Source organism: Spectribacter hydrogenoxidans (assembly GCF_031846275.1).
GTDB classification, from domain to species: Bacteria; Pseudomonadota; Gammaproteobacteria; order Nevskiales; family Salinisphaeraceae; genus Spectribacter; species Spectribacter hydrogenoxidans.
Window position 1 is genome coordinate 1 of record NZ_JAVRIB010000016.1, and the last position, 16663, is coordinate 16663.

The 16663-nt window shown below is 67.0% G+C and carries 17 protein-coding genes; 11 read left to right on the forward strand and 6 right to left on the reverse strand.

Features of this window, described 5'->3' with window-relative positions:
* Positions 1-341, reverse strand: a 341-nt coding sequence (locus tag RM532_RS13495) for a hypothetical protein (protein WP_311653859.1), incomplete at its 3' end; no start/stop codon positions are given.
* A gap of 180 nt (positions 342-521) precedes the next feature.
* Between RM532_RS13495 and RM532_RS13500 the strand changes: the two genes are divergently transcribed.
* Positions 522-1499, forward strand: a complete 978-nt coding sequence (locus RM532_RS13500; protein WP_311653860.1) for an integron integrase — start codon at positions 522-524, stop codon at positions 1497-1499.
* A 136-nt stretch (positions 1500-1635) separates the two neighbouring features.
* Here RM532_RS13500 and RM532_RS13505 read toward each other — a convergent pair whose 3' ends face one another.
* The 5 genes from RM532_RS13505 to RM532_RS13525 all read right to left on the reverse strand — a co-directional run bounded on the left by RM532_RS13505 (position 1636) and on the right by RM532_RS13525 (position 7527).
* Complete coding sequence (locus RM532_RS13505) at positions 1636-2124, reverse strand: SH3 domain-containing protein (RefSeq protein ID WP_311653861.1); 489 nt, start codon at positions 2122-2124, stop codon at positions 1636-1638.
* A 338-nt stretch (positions 2125-2462) separates the two neighbouring features.
* Positions 2463-5189: an aconitate hydratase AcnA gene (acnA, locus tag RM532_RS13510; protein WP_311653862.1), complete on the reverse strand. Its 2727-nt coding sequence runs from the start codon at positions 5187-5189 to the stop codon at positions 2463-2465.
* Between the two features lie 147 nt (positions 5190-5336).
* Complete coding sequence (locus RM532_RS13515) at positions 5337-5966, reverse strand: lysogenization protein HflD (protein WP_311653863.1); 630 nt, start codon at positions 5964-5966, stop codon at positions 5337-5339.
* Positions 5963-7069, reverse strand: coding sequence for a tRNA 2-thiouridine(34) synthase MnmA (mnmA, locus tag RM532_RS13520; protein WP_311653864.1), 1107 nt, complete (start codon positions 7067-7069; stop codon positions 5963-5965). Before mnmA ends, RM532_RS13515 begins: the two co-directional genes overlap by 4 nt.
* A complete protein-coding gene (locus tag RM532_RS13525; RefSeq protein WP_311653865.1) occupies positions 7066-7527 on the reverse strand; it encodes an NUDIX hydrolase in 462 nt (153 codons plus the stop codon). Before RM532_RS13525 ends, mnmA begins: the two co-directional genes overlap by 4 nt.
* A gap of 139 nt (positions 7528-7666) precedes the next feature.
* On the opposite strand from RM532_RS13525, the gene fabD reads away from it, so the two are divergent.
* From fabD to RM532_RS13575, 10 genes are all read left to right on the forward strand, one after another.
* Positions 7667-8608, forward strand: a complete 942-nt coding sequence (fabD, locus tag RM532_RS13530) for an ACP S-malonyltransferase (RefSeq protein WP_311653866.1) — start codon at positions 7667-7669, stop codon at positions 8606-8608.
* A 21-nt stretch (positions 8609-8629) separates the two neighbouring features.
* Complete coding sequence (gene fabG, locus RM532_RS13535; protein ID WP_311653867.1) at positions 8630-9367, forward strand: 3-oxoacyl-ACP reductase FabG; 738 nt, start codon at positions 8630-8632, stop codon at positions 9365-9367.
* 117 nt (positions 9368-9484) lie between these two features.
* Positions 9485-9724 carry an acyl carrier protein gene (gene acpP / locus RM532_RS13540; RefSeq protein WP_311653868.1) on the forward strand — a complete coding sequence of 80 codons (240 nt, stop codon included), beginning with the start codon at positions 9485-9487 and terminating at the stop codon, positions 9722-9724.
* A 48-nt stretch (positions 9725-9772) separates the two neighbouring features.
* Positions 9773-11017, forward strand: coding sequence for a beta-ketoacyl-ACP synthase II (gene fabF, locus RM532_RS13545; protein ID WP_311653869.1), 1245 nt, complete (start codon positions 9773-9775; stop codon positions 11015-11017).
* 10 nt (positions 11018-11027) lie between these two features.
* Entirely contained in the window at positions 11028-12398 is a 1371-nt protein-coding gene (locus tag RM532_RS13550) for an aminodeoxychorismate synthase component I (protein ID WP_311653870.1), read from the forward strand.
* Complete coding sequence (gene pabC, locus RM532_RS13555; RefSeq protein WP_311653871.1) at positions 12395-13225, forward strand: aminodeoxychorismate lyase; 831 nt, start codon at positions 12395-12397, stop codon at positions 13223-13225. Before RM532_RS13550 ends, pabC begins: the two co-directional genes overlap by 4 nt.
* A complete protein-coding gene (gene mltG / locus RM532_RS13560; protein ID WP_311653872.1) occupies positions 13210-14208 on the forward strand; it encodes an endolytic transglycosylase MltG in 999 nt (332 codons plus the stop codon). Before pabC ends, mltG begins: the two co-directional genes overlap by 16 nt.
* Positions 14205-14822, forward strand: coding sequence for a dTMP kinase (gene tmk, locus RM532_RS13565; protein WP_311653873.1), 618 nt, complete (start codon positions 14205-14207; stop codon positions 14820-14822). The genes mltG and tmk overlap by 4 nt, the downstream gene beginning before the upstream one ends.
* Positions 14819-15823, forward strand: a complete 1005-nt coding sequence (locus RM532_RS13570; protein ID WP_311653874.1) for a DNA polymerase III subunit delta' C-terminal domain-containing protein — start codon at positions 14819-14821, stop codon at positions 15821-15823. Before tmk ends, RM532_RS13570 begins: the two co-directional genes overlap by 4 nt.
* Entirely contained in the window at positions 15820-16185 is a 366-nt protein-coding gene (locus RM532_RS13575; RefSeq protein ID WP_311653875.1) for a PilZ domain-containing protein, read from the forward strand. The genes RM532_RS13570 and RM532_RS13575 overlap by 4 nt, the downstream gene beginning before the upstream one ends.
* Positions 16186-16663 lie beyond the last annotated feature (478 nt).

Sequence of the window (16663 nt, forward strand, 5' to 3'; positions counted from 1 at the left end):
GACTCTTCGATGACCTGCTCGAGTGGATTGACGGCTAAGCGCATTGCAGCGGGCGAACATGTCAATATATACGAAACAAAACCGCTAACTACAAAGATAACGTCCTCGTCGATATCCCCATCGGCAATGGCTGCAACTGCCGCATTGTACTTCGGTTCGATGTGCTTAAGAAATTCCTCAATTGCCCGTTCTTCCGTTACATACGGGTTTGTGCTGCCGTTCTCAATCCGACAAATTGCCTTTGCGTCTGGAGTGAATGTTTTTAAATCTGACTTCCTGATCGCATACAGGCGGTTGCCCAAATTTGGAGAGTAGAAGTTCCTCAGGTGAACTTGCGACACGTAGTGATCTAGTGGCATAAGCAGTACTGCCTCCTCTCCCCCTGGCACCTAAGCTTAACTATACGACTTGATGTAGGTATAGCACCTAGGGTATTTGTCGCATAGCATAACTCGTGCATCACGCATTAACTGTGAATACCATGATTCTGTGTGGCTATACGACAACGATGCGGGCACATAATGCCTCATCGTGATTCAAGGCCGCCCAAGCTGCTTGATCAGGTGCGGGCGCGATGCCGGGTGAAGCATTACAGCCTCCGAACGGAACGGAGTTATGCGGCCTGGATTCGACGTTACATTCTTTATCACGGCAAGCGCCACCCGCGGGATATGGGCAAGAAGGAGGTCGAGGCGTTCCTGAGTCATCTTGCCGTTGATCGGTCGGTAGCGGCCTCGACGCAGAATCAGGCGCTGGGGGCCATTCTTTTCCTTTATCGCGATGTTCTCGGTATCGAGTTGCCGTGGCTGGATGACGTGGTTCGGGCGAAGCGGCCGGCGCGGATTCCGGAGGTGTTGAGCCGGCAGGAGGTGGGTGCGCTTTTTGCACATCTGGAAGGGCAGAACTGGCTGCTGGCCGGGCTGCTCTACGGGTCGGGGCTGCGGCTGATGGAGGCGGTTCGGTTGCGCATCAAGGATGTGGACTTTGATTACCGGCAGATCGTGGTTCGTGACGGGAAGGGCGGCCGCGAGCGGGTGGTGCCGGTTCCGGCCCGTCTGGTTGAACCGTTACAGGCGCAGATCGACTCGGTGGCCACGATCCATGCCGGTGACCGCGACGCGGGGTACGGGCGTGTTTACATGCCGTTCGCCCTGGCGCAGAAGTATCCGAATGCGGCGGGGGAACCGGCCTGGCAGTACGTGTTTCCCTCGAAGCGATTGTCCCGGGACCCGCGCTCGGGGGAAACCGGACGCCATCATGTCAATGAGAAGGGGTTGCAGCGGGCCGTGAAGGCAGCGCTGGGAAAGGCGGGCATTCGGAAGAAGGCCAGTTGTCACACGCTGCGGCATTCGTTTGCCACGCATCTGCTCGAGGGTGGTAGCGATATTAGAACGGTGCAGGAGTTACTGGGCCATCAGCATGTGCAGACGACGATGATCTACACGCATGTGCTGCAGCGGGGCGGGCAGGGGGTGGTCAGTCCGCTGGATTGGTTGTGAGGGTGGGCTGGCGCCGGTACTGGTGCCTGGAGCTTGTTCAGGCCTTGGTGCCTCGGGCGGGGTTCCCTCTCCCTGGCCCTCTCCCGCGGGCGGGAGAGGGGATGGCTTCGCGGGGCGTTTGGCGGTTAGTGCCTTATTACGGCTGCTCGAACAGGGGGCGGTAGGCCCAGGCTTCGTCGTCCTCGAACTCGATGCGGATCCAGTCGTCGCCGTTATCTTCCAGCACGGTCACGGTCTGGCCGGCGTCGAGCTGGCCGACCTGCTCGTTGTCGGTGCCGGGGCCGCTGCGCACGTTGATGACATCGGTGGCCACCAGTTGCTCGCGGGCTGCCGGTTCCGCGTCGGGTTCGGGGGCTTCGTCGTCTTCGGTAGCGTCGTCGGCGATGGGGTCGAGTGCCTCCATGGCTTCATTGTCGACGCTGTCCGCGGCGGCGGCGTCCGCTTTTTCCTGGGCGGCCAGCTCGGCCTCGAGCTCTTCATCCTCGGCGCGGGCATCCTTCATCGCCTGGATGTGCGACCGGTCGTAGCCGCGCATTTCCAGCAGGCCGTCCAGTGGCAGGTAGAGCAGCACGCCGACCAGGAAGATGGCGTTGAGCAGGATGACGAAGATGGCGCGTCCGATCATGGGTTTGTCTTGTTGATGTCGCTAAAGGCGGGAATATAACAGGCTCGCGCCGCTCTCGGCAGGGTGCGGGCAGGCGGGCAGACGGTCGTGGTGAATGAATTCCGGGACAGGTATGCGAAGGCTCTGATCTCGATGGTTAACCCTGCCTTTGTTGGATCGCTGAAAGTGGCGGACTGAAGTCCGCCCTACACTCGATGGTTGACCCTGCCTTTGTCGGGTCGCTGAAATGGCGGACTGAAGTCCGCCCTACAGGCACGGGTGCCGGATTCAGCGGTCTGCCCCATCACCAACGAAAAGGCCCCGCCGAAGCGGGGCCAGTTTCGCGGGTCGGCCGGTGCTTACGCGGCCTTGGCCAGCTGGCGGAGCACGTAGTGCAGGATGCCGCCGTTCTGGTAGTAGTCCCATTCCTTGGGCGTGTCGATGCGCACGCGGGCTTCGAACTCGGTGGTGTTGCCGTCGTTGCTGGTGGCCTTGACCGTCACGGTCCTGGCGCCGGCGGTGAGGCCTTCGATGTCGAAGGTTTCCGTGCCGGCCAGGCCCAGGGATTCGGCGTTGTCGCCGTCCTTGAACTGCAGCGGCAGCACGCCGAAGCCCACCAGGTTGGAACGGTGGATGCGCTCATAGCTCTGCGCGATGACCGCTTCCACGCCCAGCAGCTTGGTGCCCTTGGCGGCCCAGTCACGCGAGGAGCCCGTGCCGTACTCCTTGCCGGCCAGGATCACCAGGGGCGTGCCCTTTTCCTGGTACTTCATGGCGGCGTCGTAGATGTACATCTGCTCGCCATCCGGCTGGAACGTGGTCCAGCCGCCCTCGGTGCCGGGGGCCAGCTGGTTGCGCAGCCGCACGTTGGCGAAGGTGCCACGCATCATCACCTGGTGATTGCCGCGCCGCGAGCCGTAGGAGTTGAAGTCCGCCGGCTTGACGCCCTGTTCCATCAGGTACTGGCCGGCCGGGGTCTCGGCCTTGATGGCGCCGGCGGGGGAGATGTGATCGGTGGTGATCGAATCCCCCAGCAGGGCCAGGCAGCGGGCGCCGGTAATGCCGGGAATGTCGGCCACGTCCACGCTCATGCCTTCGAAGTAGGGCGGGTTCTGAACGTAGGTGGAGCTCTCGTCCCACTTGTAGATCTCGCCTTCCGGCACGTCCAGCTTCTGCCAGCGGTCGTCGCCGGCGAACACGTCGCCGTAGCTGTCGGTGAACATCTGCGAGTTCAGCGAGGTGCCGATGGTGTCGTACACCTCCTTCTGGCTTGGCCAGACGTCCTTGAGGAAGACGTCGTTGCCGTCCTTGTCCTGTCCGATGGGGTCGTTGGACAGGTCGATGTCCACGGTGCCGGCCAGGGCGTAGGCCACCACCAGCGGCGGGGAGGCCAGGAAGTTCATGCGCACGTCGCCGTGCACGCGGCCTTCGAAGTTGCGGTTGCCGGACAGCACGGACGCCACGTTCAGGTGGTGTTCGTTGACCGCGGCGCTGATCGGTTCCGGCAGCGGGCCGGAGTTGCCGATGCAGGTGGTGCAACCGTAGCCCACCAGGTGGAAGCCCAGGCCTTCCAGGTCATCGTCCAGCCCGGCCTTGGCCAGGTAGTCGGTCACCACCTTGGAGCCGGGGGCCAGGGAGGTCTTCACCCACGGCTTGACGTCCAGGCCCTTGTTGATGGCGTTGCGCGCCAGCAGGCCGGCACCGATCATCACCGCCGGGTTGGAGGTGTTGGTGCAGGAGGTGATCGCGGCAATCACCACCGCGCCGTCCTTCAACTGGAAGTCCGTATCCTTGTAACTGACGTTGGCCACGCCGTCCTCGGTGCCGCTGGGCAGGCCGGCTTCGCCTTCCATGCGGGCCTCGGCCTCGCTCTTCTTGTCGCTGCGCTGATCGACGAACGGCTGGACCTCGCGGCGGTAGGTTTCCTGCATGTCCTTGAGCAGCACGCGGTCCTGCGGGCGCTTGGGGCCGGCCAGCGAGGGCTGCACGGTGCCCAGGTCCAGTTCCAGCACGTCGGTGTAGTTGGCGTCCGGGGCGCCGTCCTCGCGCCACATGCCCTGGGCCCTGGCGTAGGACTCGACCAGGTCGCGCTGTTCCTGTGGCCGGCCGGTGAGTTCCATGTAACGCAGGGTTTCGCCGTCCACCGGGAAGATGCCGCAGGTGGCGCCGTATTCCGGGGCCATGTTGGCGATGGTGGCGCGGTCGGCCAGGGGCAGATCGGCCAGGCCGTCGCCGAAGAACTCGACGAACTTGCCCACCACGCCCTTTTCGCGAAGCATTTCGGTGACCGTCAGCACCAGGTCGGTGGCGGTCGTGCCTTCGGCCAGCTTGCCGGTCAGACGGAAGCCGATCACCTGCGGGATCAGCATGGAAATCGGCTGGCCCAGCATGGCGGCCTCGGCCTCGATGCCACCGACACCCCAGCCGAGCACGCCCACGCCGTTGATCATGGTGGTGTGCGAATCGGTGCCCACCAGCGTGTCCGGATAGGCGAGGTTATTGTCGTCGTTGCCGAATACCACGCGGGCGAGGTATTCCAGGTTGACCTGATGGACAATGCCGGTATCCGGCGGCACCACCTTGAAGTTGTCGAACGCGCCCTGGCCCCAGCGCAGGAACGCATAGCGCTCCTTGTTGCGATTGAATTCCAGCTTGGCGTTCAGGTCGAAGGCCTGGTCGCTGCCGTATTCATCCACCATCACGGAGTGGTCGATGACCAGTTCGGCCGGGGACAGCGGGTTGATCTTTTCCGGGTTGCCGCCCAGCTTGGCCATGGCGTCGCGCATGGCGGCCAGGTCGACGATCGCCGGCACGCCGGTGAAGTCCTGCAGGACCACGCGGGCCGGGGTGAAGGAAATCTCCTTGGAGGGTTCGGCCTTGGAATCCCATTTAGCCAGTGCTTCGATGTCATCCCTGGTGACATCCTCGCCATCCTCGTGCCGGAGCAGGTTCTCCAGCAGGATCTTGTGCGAATAGGGCAGCGTCGCCGCCTCGGGGAACGTCTTTTCCAGCGTTTTCAGGCTGAAGTAGTCGTATTGTTTGGCGCCCGCATCAAGCTGGGCACGAACATTGAAACTGTCCGTCATCGCGTCCTCTCCAAGACGAGTGTTCGGTAACCGGGAGTCGCCGCCAGGACAACTGCCGGACCGGGGCGACATGCGAGGCCGCATTGTAACGGATCGGACGCCGCGGCTGTAGCGGCACGCCCGCCATCCGATCGGACCAGGCGGTTCTCAGGCCGGTCCGACCGCCCCGGGCAGCCCGTCCAGCGCCGCCAGCAGGCGCTTGCGGAACACCACCAGCCGCCATAGCCGGCCGCCGCAATGGCGCCAGAGCACGGCGCAGCGCACCGCCGCCATCAGCAGCACGCGCACATGCTCGGTCACCTCGGTGTTCTGCAGATGTTCGGGATTGCCGCGGACCATGATGCGGGGCCCGATGGGGCTGAGGATGTCGCGGTAGGCCTGATCCAGAATGCCGGGAATCTGGCGGTCGTCGTCGGCGAACTTTGCCCGGCCGATGGCGCCGCCGAGCTGGGTCATTGCCTCGCTTCGCCCCAGCAGGCGCTTGGCCAGACGCACGATCAGGCCGATGGTGCGGGCGGTGGGGGCGTCATCGCTGCGCCCCTCCCGGCGGCCCAGCTGGCGGCGCAGGAAGATCGCGCCGTCGGCGATGGTCGCCGGGTCGCCGATCACGTCGTCGGCGTGGTCCGGATTGGTGGCGAAGATCACGCGCAGGGCGGCGGCCAGCGGCACGCGGTCCAGCCGGCCGGAATCGGCCAGCCGGTGGGCGTTCAGCACGAACTGGGCAATGCCGGCCAGTGCTAGCGCCTGTTCCCGTGTTGCGGTGTCGATATCGGTCATGCGGCCTCGGTGGCCTGCGCCGGCAGGGTGTCGATTTCGGCACAGCCCAGGCAGATGTCGTCGTCGTAGAACACGGCGTACTGACCGGGCGCGGCGGCGAATGGCGGTGTGTCGAAGGTCAGACGCAGCCCGTCGCTCCGGGCGGTTACCACGCAGGGCTGGTCGGTCTGGCGGTAGCGCACCTGCACCCGGCAGGTCAGCGGCAGGCGCGGGGCCGGGCCGATCCACTGCGGCGCGGCGGTGTCGACCAGCCGCGGGCGCAGGGCGGGATGGTCGGCATTCTGGCTGACCCACAGCACCGAATCGGTCATGTTCTTGTCGACCACGAACCAGGGCGCGTCCGGCGCGCCGCGCACGCCGCCGATGCCCAGCCCGCGGCGCTGGCCGATGGTATGGAACGCCAGCCCGCGATGGCGGCCGATGTCGGTGCCGGCCAGCGGGCCGTCCGCCACCCGGATGGGGCCGGGCTCGGTGTCCACGTAACCGGCCAGGAAGCCGTCGAAATCCCGTTCGCCGATGAAGCAGACGCCGGTGCTGTCGCGCCGGGCGTGGTTGGGCAGGCCGGCGGCCCGGGCCAGCTCACGCACGTCATGCTTGTACAGGTCGCCCAGCGGGAACAGCGTTCGGCCCAGCGCGGCCTGCGGTACGGCGGCCAGGAAGTAGGACTGATCCTTGCCGGGGTCGACGCCGCGGCGCAGCCGCCAGCCCGGGCCGTCGACCTCGACGCGGGCGTAGTGACCGGTGGCGATGCAGTCCGCACCCAGCCGGCGGGCGTGATTCAGGAACGGATCGAACTTCACCTCGCGATTGCACAGGACATCCGGGTTGGGGGTGCGTCCGGCGGCATAGCCGTCCACGAACGGCTGGAATACCCGCTGGCGATACTCGGCCGAGAAATCGGCCCGGTGCAGGGGAATGCCCAGGACGTCGGCCACTTCGCGGGCGGCCTCGAAATCCTCCGCGGCCTGGCAGCGGCCGGCCTCGTCCTCGGCCCAGTTGAACATGAACAGGCCTTCCACCCGGTCGCCGGCCTCGATCAGGCGCAGGGCGGCCACAGCCGAATCCACGCCGCCGGACAGGCCCACGATGACGTGGCGGCTCATCGCGGGGCTCCGGTGTAGTCGAAGCAGCGCACGGTATCCAGCGGCAGGCGCCGGCCGGCCAGGTAGTCGTCGAGTCCATGCAGCACCAGCGGCGTGCGCAGCCGGTCCTCCGCGGCCTGCAGGGCCTGATAGTCCATCCAGTGGGTGGCGATGATGCCGTCGTCCAGCTCGCTGTCGCTGTCGTGGTCGGCAACGTCGCCGGTAAAGAGTATGCGCATCACGTGTCGGGTCGCGCTGGGTATCCGCCAGAGATAGGCCCCGACCACCGCGGTCGGGGTGAAGCTCCAGGCCGTTTCCTCGCGGGTTTCACGGACCACCGCGTCAATCGCGGTTTCGCCGTATTCCATGTGGCCGGCCGGCTGATTGAGCACGGTCTGCTCGCGGACCACCTCCTCGACCATGAGAAAGCGGCCATTGCGTTCGACCAGGGCGGCGACGGTCAGTTCGGGCGTGATCACGGCGCGCTCCGTCGCGGATGGGTTCGATGGGTAGGATATCGACGATTCAATAATAACAAACACCGCCCATTCATCGAACGTGGTCAACGGCGGAAGGGGTGCGTATGATTGGCGCCGGTTTTGGACTCCAGGGTGCCTGATGGCCCGTTTCGCAATGCTTTTCCCCGGTCAGGGGTCGCAGTCCGTCGGCATGTTGTCGGCGCTGTCGGAACAGTATCCCGAGGTGGGAAAGACCCTGCGTGAGGCCGGTGAGGTGCTCGGTTACGATCTGGCCACGCTGGTTCGGGAAGGTCCGGCCGAGGCGCTGGACAGCACCGAGAAGACGCAACCGGCCCTGCTGGCCGCCGGCCTTGCCGTGTGGCGTATCTGGGAGGCCCGTGGCGGCGCCGTGCCGGCCGCGATGGCCGGTCACAGCCTGGGCGAGTACACCGCACTGGTGGCTGCCGGCGCGCTGGAATTCAGCGACGGCCTGCGGCTGACGGAGCTGCGCGGCCAGGCGATGCAGAATGCGGTGCCGCCCGGCGAGGGCGCCATGGCCGCCGTGATCGGCCTGGATGACGACGCCATTGCCGAGGTCTGCCGGCAGGCGGCCGGCGAGGGCGACGTGGTGGCGCCGGCCAACTTCAATTCGCCCGGCCAGGTGGTGATTGCCGGCGAGACCGCCGCGGTGGAGCGTGCCATGGCGCTGGCGAAGGAACAGGGCGCCAAGCTGGTGAAGCGGCTGCCGGTGAGCGTGCCGTCGCACTGTGATCTGATGCGGCCGGCCGGCGAACGGCTGCGCTCGCACCTGGCCGAGATTCCATTGCGCACCCCGTCGATCCCGGTGCTGCACAATGTGGACGCGCAGCAGCGCGAGGATGTCGACGGCATCCGCAAGGCGCTGGTATCCCAGCTGGAACGGCCGGTACTCTGGACCGAAACCATCCGGGCATTGCATGGCGCGGGCATCGGGGTGATGCTTGAGTGTGGGCCCGGCAAGGTGCTGACCGGCTTGAACAAGCGAATCGACCGTGACATCGACGCGACGGCGCTGCAGGACCCGGACGGCCTGACAGCGGGACTGGCCGCCGCGGCCGCCTGAGACAGACGACGGGGGACTCCCTTGAACGAGCAGATTGCACTGGTCACCGGTGCCTCGCGAGGCATTGGGGCAGCGATAGCCCGAACCCTGGGTGAAGCGGGCGCCACGGTGATCGGCACCGCGACCTCGGAAAAGGGCGCGGCCGCCATCGACAAGGCGCTGGCCGAGGCCGGCATCCAGGGCGGCGGCCGGGTGCTGGACGTGGCCGACCCGGACCATCCGGCGCAACTGGTGAAGGCGGTGACCGGGGACTTCGGCACCCCGACCATCCTGATCAACAACGCCGCGATCACCCGCGACAATCTCGTCATGCGCATGAAGGACGAGGAATGGGACGCGGTGATCGACACCAATCTCGCCGGCGTCTACCGCTGCTGCAAGGCGGTGCTGCGCGGGATGATGAAGGCCCGCGGCGGCCGCATCGTCAGCATCACGTCGGTGGTCGGCCAGATGGGCAACGCCGGGCAGGTGAACTATTCGGCCGCCAAGGCGGGTGTCATCGGCCTGACCCGCTCGCTGGCCCGTGAAGTGGCCTCCAGGGGCATTACCGTCAACGCGGTGGCGCCCGGATTCATCGATACCGACATGACCCGCGACCTGCCCGAGGCACAGCGCGAGGCGCTGCTGGGCCAGGTGCCGCTGGGACGACTGGGCGCGGTCGACGACGTGGCCGCGGCCGTGCGCTTTCTCGCATCCGAGTCCGCCGGTTACATCACCGGCGAAACCATCAACGTCAACGGTGGCCTCCACATGGGGTGAAGCCGGTCTGGCGTTTGTAGCCTGGACCGGGGTTTTTGCCTAAAATGGCGCGCCATTGCCGGAAAGACCCCGCAACAACTCAAGGGCGAATCAGCCCGATACCGCAGGAGCATAAGCATGAGCAGTGTGCAGGAACGAGTTAAGAAGATCATCGCCGAGCAGCTGAGCGTGGGTGAGGACCAGGTCACCAGCGAAGCATCATTCGTCGACGACCTGGGTGCCGACTCCCTCGATACGGTCGAGCTGGTCATGGCGCTGGAAGAAGAGTTCGAGATCGACATTCCCGACGAGGAAGCCGAAAAGATCGTGTGCGTGCAGGACGCGGTCGATTACATCAAGTCGCACGCCGAGAGCTGATCGCCCGGCGGTTTCGTTCGCGGTTCCATCGGCAGGTCAGGGGGCAACTTGGGCAAGCGTCGCGTCGTCGTCACCGGAATGGGGTTGGTGTCCCCGGTCGGGCTGTCGGTCCGGGAGAGCTGGGACAGCATTCTCGCGGGCCGTAGTGGCATCGGACCGGTCGATACGTTCGACATCTCCGGCTATCCCACCCGCTTCGGTGGGCCGATCCGTGATTTCAACGTCGCGGATTACATGAACCCCAAGGATGCCCGCAAGTACGATGCCTTCGTGCATTACGGCGTGGCGGCCGCCGGCCAGGCGGTGCAGGATTCGGGGCTGGACCTCGAGGCCGAGGATCTCACCCGCATCGGGGTGTCGATCGGCTCCGGTATCGGCGGCATCGGCACCATCGAAGAGACCTGCGAGAAGTTCTACGCCAACGACTACAACACCAAGAAAGTCTCGCCGTTCTTCATCCCCAGCAGCATCATCAACATGGTCTCGGGCCAGGTGTCCATCCAGTTCGGCCTGCAGGGCCCGAACGTGGCCACGGTCACCGCCTGTACCACCGGCACCCACAACATCGGTAACGCCGGGCGCATGATTGCGTACGGCGACGCCGACGTGATCCTCGCCGGTGGCACCGAGATGGCCTGCAACCCCATCGGCATGGCGGGATTCTGCGCCGCGCGGGCGCTTTCCACCCGCAACGACGACCCGGAAGCGGCCAGCCGTCCCTGGGACGTCGACCGTGACGGGTTCGTGTTGTCCGATGGCGCCGGGGTACTGGTGATGGAGGAATACGAACGCGCCAGGGCGCGCGGCGCCACCATCTACGGCGAACTGGTCGGGTTCGGCATGAGCGGCGATGCCTACCACATCACCCTGCCGGCCGAAGGCGGGGGCGGCGCGGTGCGCTGCATGAACGCGGCCCTGCAGGATGCCGGACTGAATCCGGATGCCATCGGCTACGTCAATGCCCACGGCACCTCCACGCGGGCCGGGGATGTCGAGGAAACCCGGGCCGTTCGGGCGGTGTTCGGGGATCATGCCGACTCGCTGCCGGTGTCCTCGACCAAGTCGATGACCGGCCATATGCTCGGGGCTGCGGGGGCCGCGGAAGCGGTATTCACGCTGCTCGCCCTGCGCGATCAGGTGCTGCCGCCGACCATCAATCTGCATAACCCCGACGAAGGCTGCGATCTCGACTACGTGCCCGGCGAGGCCCGCGACCACACCATGACCGTGGCGCTGAGCAACTCCTTCGGCTTCGGGGGCACCAACGGCACCCTCGTTTTCCGCACCCTGTAATCCATTCGTGATGAACACGGCAATCTCGGCTCCGGCCGGTTGCCGGGTGCGCGCGTTGCCGCTGCCGGCGGCCGGATTCGACGCTCTGGCCCTGCACCGGCACAACCCCGAGCGCTATCCGTTCCTGCTGGAATCCAGTGCCGGGGCGGTGGCCCAGGGGCGTTACGACATCGTCTTCGCCTTTCCCGGCGAGGCGCTCTGCCTGGACGGCCGTCACCTTGACGGCCCGGGCGCCGCCGGGGCCGGCGGCGACTTTCTTACTGCCCTGGATCACTGGCGGACGCAGGTTCCGCCATTGCCGCCCGGCGAGCTGCCGTTTACCGGTGGCTGGTTCGTCTATCTGGGCTATGAACTGGCCGGCCAGGTGGAACCGCACCTGCCGTGGGCGGCCGACCCGGTTCTGCCACGGGCGCTGGCGGTCCGCTGTCCGGCCGCACTGATCCACGACCGTCGCGAGCAGGCGCTGTTCGCGGTAGCGGAACCCGAAGCCGAGGCCTGCCTCGACGACCTGGCGGCGGATCTGGCCGCCTGTGGGCGTACACCGGACCGGGCGGTCACGGTGCGCGACTGGGACGAGGACGAGCCCGAACGCTATCTGGATCATGTCAGCCGCATCCGCGAGTACATCCGGGCCGGCGACGTGTTCCAGGTGAACCTGTCGCGGGCCTGGCGGGCGCGGCTGGCGCCGGAAACCGGGCCGGCCGACCTCTACTCGGCGCTGCGGCGGGCCAATCCGGCGCCGTTTTCCGGGCTGATGACCTGGGACGGGGCGTCGGTGATCAGTTCCTCCCCGGAGCGTCTGCTGCGTCTGGCCGGCGACCGGGCCGATACCCGTCCCATTGCCGGCACCCGGCCGCGGCGCGGCGACGATGCCGCGATGACCCGGGAACTCATGGCCCATCCCAAGGAACGGGCCGAACACGTGATGCTCATCGACCTGGAACGCAACGACCTGGGCCGGGTCTGCCGCTATGGCAGCGTGACCGTGGACGAGCTGATGACGGTGGAGTCCTACGCTCACGTGCACCACATCGTGTCGAACGTGTCCGGCCGCCTGCGGCCCGGGGTGGGGCCGGGGGCGGCGCTGCGGGCGGTGTTTCCGGGCGGCACCATTACGGGGTGTCCCAAGGTGCGCTGCATGGAGATCATCGCCGAGCTGGAAGCGGACCCGCGAGGCGCCTATACCGGCGCCTTCGGGTATCTGGGGCGTGACGGCCGCCTGGATACCAACATCCTGATTCGCAGCCTGGCCCAGCGCGGCGACTCGCTCAGCCTGCGCGCCGGCGCCGGCATCGTGGCCGACTCCGATCCGCGCCAGGAACTGGCGGAAACCCGGGCCAAGGCGCGCGGGATGCTGCTGGCGCTGGGGCTGACGGCATGAGCGCACCGGTGATGCGGGTTCACGGTGGAACGCCCGAGGCGGTCGATCCCATGGACCGGGGTCTGCATTACGGCGACGGCATATTCCGCACGCTGCGCATGGTGGGCGGCCTGCCGGTCGCCTGGCCGTTTCACGTGGCCCGGCTGACGCATGATTGTGGCCGGATCGGCCTGCCGCCACCCGATCCGGACGCGCTGGCCGCCGATGTCGCGGCGCTGTTCGCCGACGGCAGCGATGGCATCCTCAAGATTCTGATCACCCGCGGCGTGGGTGGACGCGGTTACACCCCGCCGTCGACCGCCGAGGCCTGCTGCCGCCTGTACCGGTTCGCGCCGGCTGCCCATCCGCCCGAGCATGCCGACACCGGGATTATCCTCGGTCATTCCGGGATGGCGCTCGGCTGTCAGCCGGCGCTGGCCGGCATCAAGCACTGCAACCGGCTGGAGCAGGTGCTGGCGCGCCGGGAATGCGCGGATCATGGCTGGCCGGAAGCGCTGATGGGCACGGCGGACGGGCGGCTGGTCTGTGGCACCATGAGCAACCTGTTCGCGGTCGTCGACGACGCGGTGGTGACCCCGGCGATTGTCGATGCCGGCGTGATCGGCGCCACCCGGCAGCGCCTGATCGAGGCCTGCCGCGCGGCAGGCAGATCGGTCATGGAAACGGATATTCATCCGGCGGCGCTCGCGCGGGCCGAGGAAATATTTGTCTGTAACAGTGCAATGGAGATCTGGCCGGTGCGGCAGTGGGCGGAACAGCATTACCCGGTGGGGCCGTTCACGCGGTGGTGTCAGGCGCAACTGGCGGCGGCATGCGCGGGTTTCTGATCAGCCTGCTGCTGTTTGCGGTGCTGGCCGGCGCCGCACTGGCGGCCGATGTCTGGCGCTTTCTGGATTCCACGGTACCAACGGCGGAGACTGCCACGGTGCAGATTCCGTCCGGCGCCGGCTTCCGGCAGGTGGTGGCGCGACTGGATCAGGCCGGTCTGTTCCGCCATGCCCGTGACCGTTACTACCTGATCGGCTACGCCCGGCTGCGGGGGGTGACCGGGCAGGTGAAAAGCGGCGAATACGCCCTGGAGCCGGGCCTGCGCCCGCCGGCGGTGCTGAACGCGCTGGTGCGCGGGCGGACGGTGCAACACCGGCTGACGGTGGTGGAGGGGTGGACGTTCCGGGAACTGCGGTCCGCGGTCGAGGCCCATCCGGCGATCCGAACCACGATGGCGGAGGCGGATGGCGCCGAGATCATGGCGGCCATCGGCGCGCCCGACCTGCATCCCGAGGGCCGGTTCCTGCCAGACACCTACCTGTTTCCCCGCGATACCACCGATGTCGAGTTCCTGCGGCGGGCGTTCGAGTCGATGGAAGCCACGCTGGCTGATATCTGGGCCGATCGCCGGGCGGATCTGCCGCTGGAATCACCCGAGGAGGCCCTGATTCTGGCCTCGATCATCGAAAAGGAGACCGGCCGGGCCGGCGAGCGTGACCGCATTGCCGGCGTATTCATCCGGCGGCTGGAAAAGGGCATGCTGTTACAGACCGACCCCACGGTGATCTACGGCATTGAGGAATTCGACGGCAATCTGCGGCGGCGCGATCTCGAGGCCGACGGGCCCTACAACACCTACAAGCGACCGGGACTGCCCCCCACGCCGATCGCGCTGCCGGGCCGGGCCGCGCTGGAAGCGGCGGTGCAGCCGGCCGAGGGGGATGCGCTGTATTTCGTCTCCCGCGGTGACGGCACGCACGTGTTCTCCCGCACCTATGAAGCGCATCGGCGGGCGGTGCGCGAATACCAGCTGAACCAATGAGCGGATGTTTCATCACCCTCGAGGGCACGGAAGGGGCCGGCAAGAGCAGTGCCGTGCCGATCATCCGCAACTTGCTGGAGCAGGCAGGCCAGCGCGTGGTGGTGACCCGCGAACCGGGCGGTACGCCGCTGGCCGAGGCCATCCGCGGGGTGCTACTGGCCGACCATGGCGAACCGATGCCGGCCATGAGCGAGCTGCTGCTGATGTTCGCCGCCCGGGCCTCGCATCTGCGCGACTGCATCGAGCCGGCGCTGGCCGCCGGAGCCTGGGTGATCTGCGACCGTTTCACCGACGCCAGCTATGCCTATCAGGGGGCGGCCCGCGGGCTCGGCTCCGACGCGGTGGCCACGCTGGAACAGCTGGTGCAGGGCGAACGCCGGCCGGATCGGGTGCTGTGGTTCGATCTGCCGGTGGAAGTCGGCATCGAGCGGGTCAACGGCCGTGGCGCGTCGAACCGTTTCGACCGGGAACTGCAGGCATTCCACGAACAGGTCCGTCAGGCCTATGCCGCGCGGGCCGAGGCCGATCCCGATCGTTATCGGCGGGTGGATGCCGCCGCCCCGAGTGAGGCGGTCGCCGACCAGATCCGGCGCCTGATCGGGGCGCTGTTATGAGCGAACCGGGCGGCCATGAGCTCTATCCCTGGCAGCAGGAGGTCTGGGCCCGTTTTGCCCCGGTTCTGCGCGGTGAGCGCGCCGGCCATGCCCTGCTGCTGACCGGGGCACCGGGCATCGGCAAGCGCCATCTGGCCGGGGTGATTCTGCGCGCTCTGCTCTGTGAACAACCGGATACGGCGCGGCTGCCCTGCGGCCAGTGTCGGGCCTGCGCCCAGGTGGCGGCGGGTTCGCACCCGGATCATTCCCGGCTGGAGCCGCCGGAACCCGGCAAGACCATCGGCATCGACGCGGTACGCGAGTTCTGTCGACGGCTCTACACCACATCCCAGTTCGCCGGCGGCCGGGTGGGGCTGATCGATCCGGCGGACCGGCTCACGGTGCAGGCGGCGAACAGCCTGCTCAAGGCGCTGGAAGAGCCTCCGGCGGGGTCGCGCATCCTGCTGCTGACGGACCGGCGCGACCGCGTGCTGCCCACCATTCGCAGTCGCTGCCAGATCTGGCGCGTGGACCGACCGGATCCGGCCGGGGTGGCCAGCTGGCTGGCCACCATGCCGGCCGCGGTTGCCGACGCCATGCCGCTGGCTCGCCATGCCCCGTTACAGGCCCTGACCCTGGCCGAATCCCCCGTGGTCACCGAGCAGGGAGCGCTGTTCGAGGGGCTGGCGAACCTGCTGGCCGCACGGCGCGATCCGGTCAGCCTCGTGGCCGACTGGCAGAAAGCCGAGCCGGGCTGGGTGGTCGACTGGCTTTATCGGGTGGTGGCCGACCTGCTCAAGCTGACCTCGGGGGCGTCCGAAGACACGCTTGTTTTCCGGGATCGTGCGCGGGAACTGCGGCGCATGGCAGAATTGCTGGACGGGCAGGCGTTGCGCCGGTTGCCGCCGACGCTGACACGCACCCGCCGATTACTCGACGCCAGCGTCGATCGCCAGCTCACGCTGGAATCGCTGGCCATTGCCTTTCTGGACTGCCGCCGCCGGGAGAAACGAGCCGCATGAGTGCCGACACCGCCGCGCAGCCGGGGATCATCACCCTGGAACTGGCCGACAAGCAGGCGCTTTATGCCGCCTACATGCCGTTTCTGAGTAACGGCGGCCTGTTCGTGCCCCGCAGCCAGCTGCGCGGGCAGCAACTCGAGATGGGCGACGAGGTGTTCCTGCTGGTCAACCTGGTCGAGCACAGCGAGCGCCTGCCGGTGGCCGGCCGGGTGGTCTGGATCACGCCGCGCGGCGCGCAGGGTCAGCGTCAGCCGGGCATCGGGGTGCAGTTCTCGTCGCAGGATGGTGGCTCCACCCAGCAGAAACTGGAATCGCTGCTGGCGGGCTCGCTGGAGTCCGCGCGGCCGACAAATACGCTTTAGCCTGCTTACCGGGCAGTTTAGCGGCGAGCAGACCGGCCGCATGAATGCGGCCCTACCGCGAATCGGGTCGGCCCAACAGCGATGCCGGCCGTAGGGCGCCATTCATGGCGCCTGCCCGAATCAACGGGCCGCCCAACGTTGCAAAAACGTCATTGCGAGGCCCCGACAGGGGCCGCGGCAATCTCGCACCCTCCCGGCAATTCAGCGTTTCCAGAGCTTCAAGACAGAAGAAGATTCCGTTCCGCCCCGAACGGGATTCGGGAGCGGGATGCCCTGTGGCATGTGTTGGCAGCTGCAGGGCCAACCCGTTGCCCGGGTTCACTTCATGCCCGGAGCCACTCGGATAAGATGGCCGCGGCGCTACGCGCCTCGCCATGACAGATGCCCCGTCATTGCGAGGCCCCGACAGGGGCCGCGGCAACCTCATAGCCTGACTTCCGGCAGCTGGCCTTCGAAGACCGCGTCGGCGCTAGCGCGC

What these genes read in the sequence shown, in the direction of transcription:
- RM532_RS13550 (WP_311653870.1), top strand. Translation starts at nt 11,028, where the DNA reads ATGAACACGGCAATCTCGGCTCCGGCCGGTTGCCGGGTGCGCGCGTTG.
- RM532_RS13515 (WP_311653863.1), bottom strand. Translation starts at nt 5,966, where the DNA reads ATGACCGATATCGACACCGCAACACGGGAACAGGCGCTAGCACTGGCC.
- RM532_RS13500 (WP_311653860.1), top strand. Translation starts at nt 522, where the DNA reads ATGCCTCATCGTGATTCAAGGCCGCCCAAGCTGCTTGATCAGGTGCGG.
- acnA (WP_311653862.1), bottom strand. Translation starts at nt 5,189, where the DNA reads ATGACGGACAGTTTCAATGTTCGTGCCCAGCTTGATGCGGGCGCCAAA.
- RM532_RS13505 (WP_311653861.1), bottom strand. Translation starts at nt 2,124, where the DNA reads ATGATCGGACGCGCCATCTTCGTCATCCTGCTCAACGCCATCTTCCTG.
- mnmA (WP_311653864.1), bottom strand. Translation starts at nt 7,069, where the DNA reads ATGAGCCGCCACGTCATCGTGGGCCTGTCCGGCGGCGTGGATTCGGCT.
- RM532_RS13575 (WP_311653875.1), top strand. Translation starts at nt 15,820, where the DNA reads ATGAGTGCCGACACCGCCGCGCAGCCGGGGATCATCACCCTGGAACTG.
- fabD (WP_311653866.1), top strand. Translation starts at nt 7,667, where the DNA reads ATGGCCCGTTTCGCAATGCTTTTCCCCGGTCAGGGGTCGCAGTCCGTC.
- acpP (WP_311653868.1), top strand. Translation starts at nt 9,485, where the DNA reads ATGAGCAGTGTGCAGGAACGAGTTAAGAAGATCATCGCCGAGCAGCTG.
- RM532_RS13570 (WP_311653874.1), top strand. Translation starts at nt 14,819, where the DNA reads ATGAGCGAACCGGGCGGCCATGAGCTCTATCCCTGGCAGCAGGAGGTC.
- tmk (WP_311653873.1), top strand. Translation starts at nt 14,205, where the DNA reads ATGAGCGGATGTTTCATCACCCTCGAGGGCACGGAAGGGGCCGGCAAG.
- mltG (WP_311653872.1), top strand. Translation starts at nt 13,210, where the DNA reads ATGCGCGGGTTTCTGATCAGCCTGCTGCTGTTTGCGGTGCTGGCCGGC.
- pabC (WP_311653871.1), top strand. Translation starts at nt 12,395, where the DNA reads ATGAGCGCACCGGTGATGCGGGTTCACGGTGGAACGCCCGAGGCGGTC.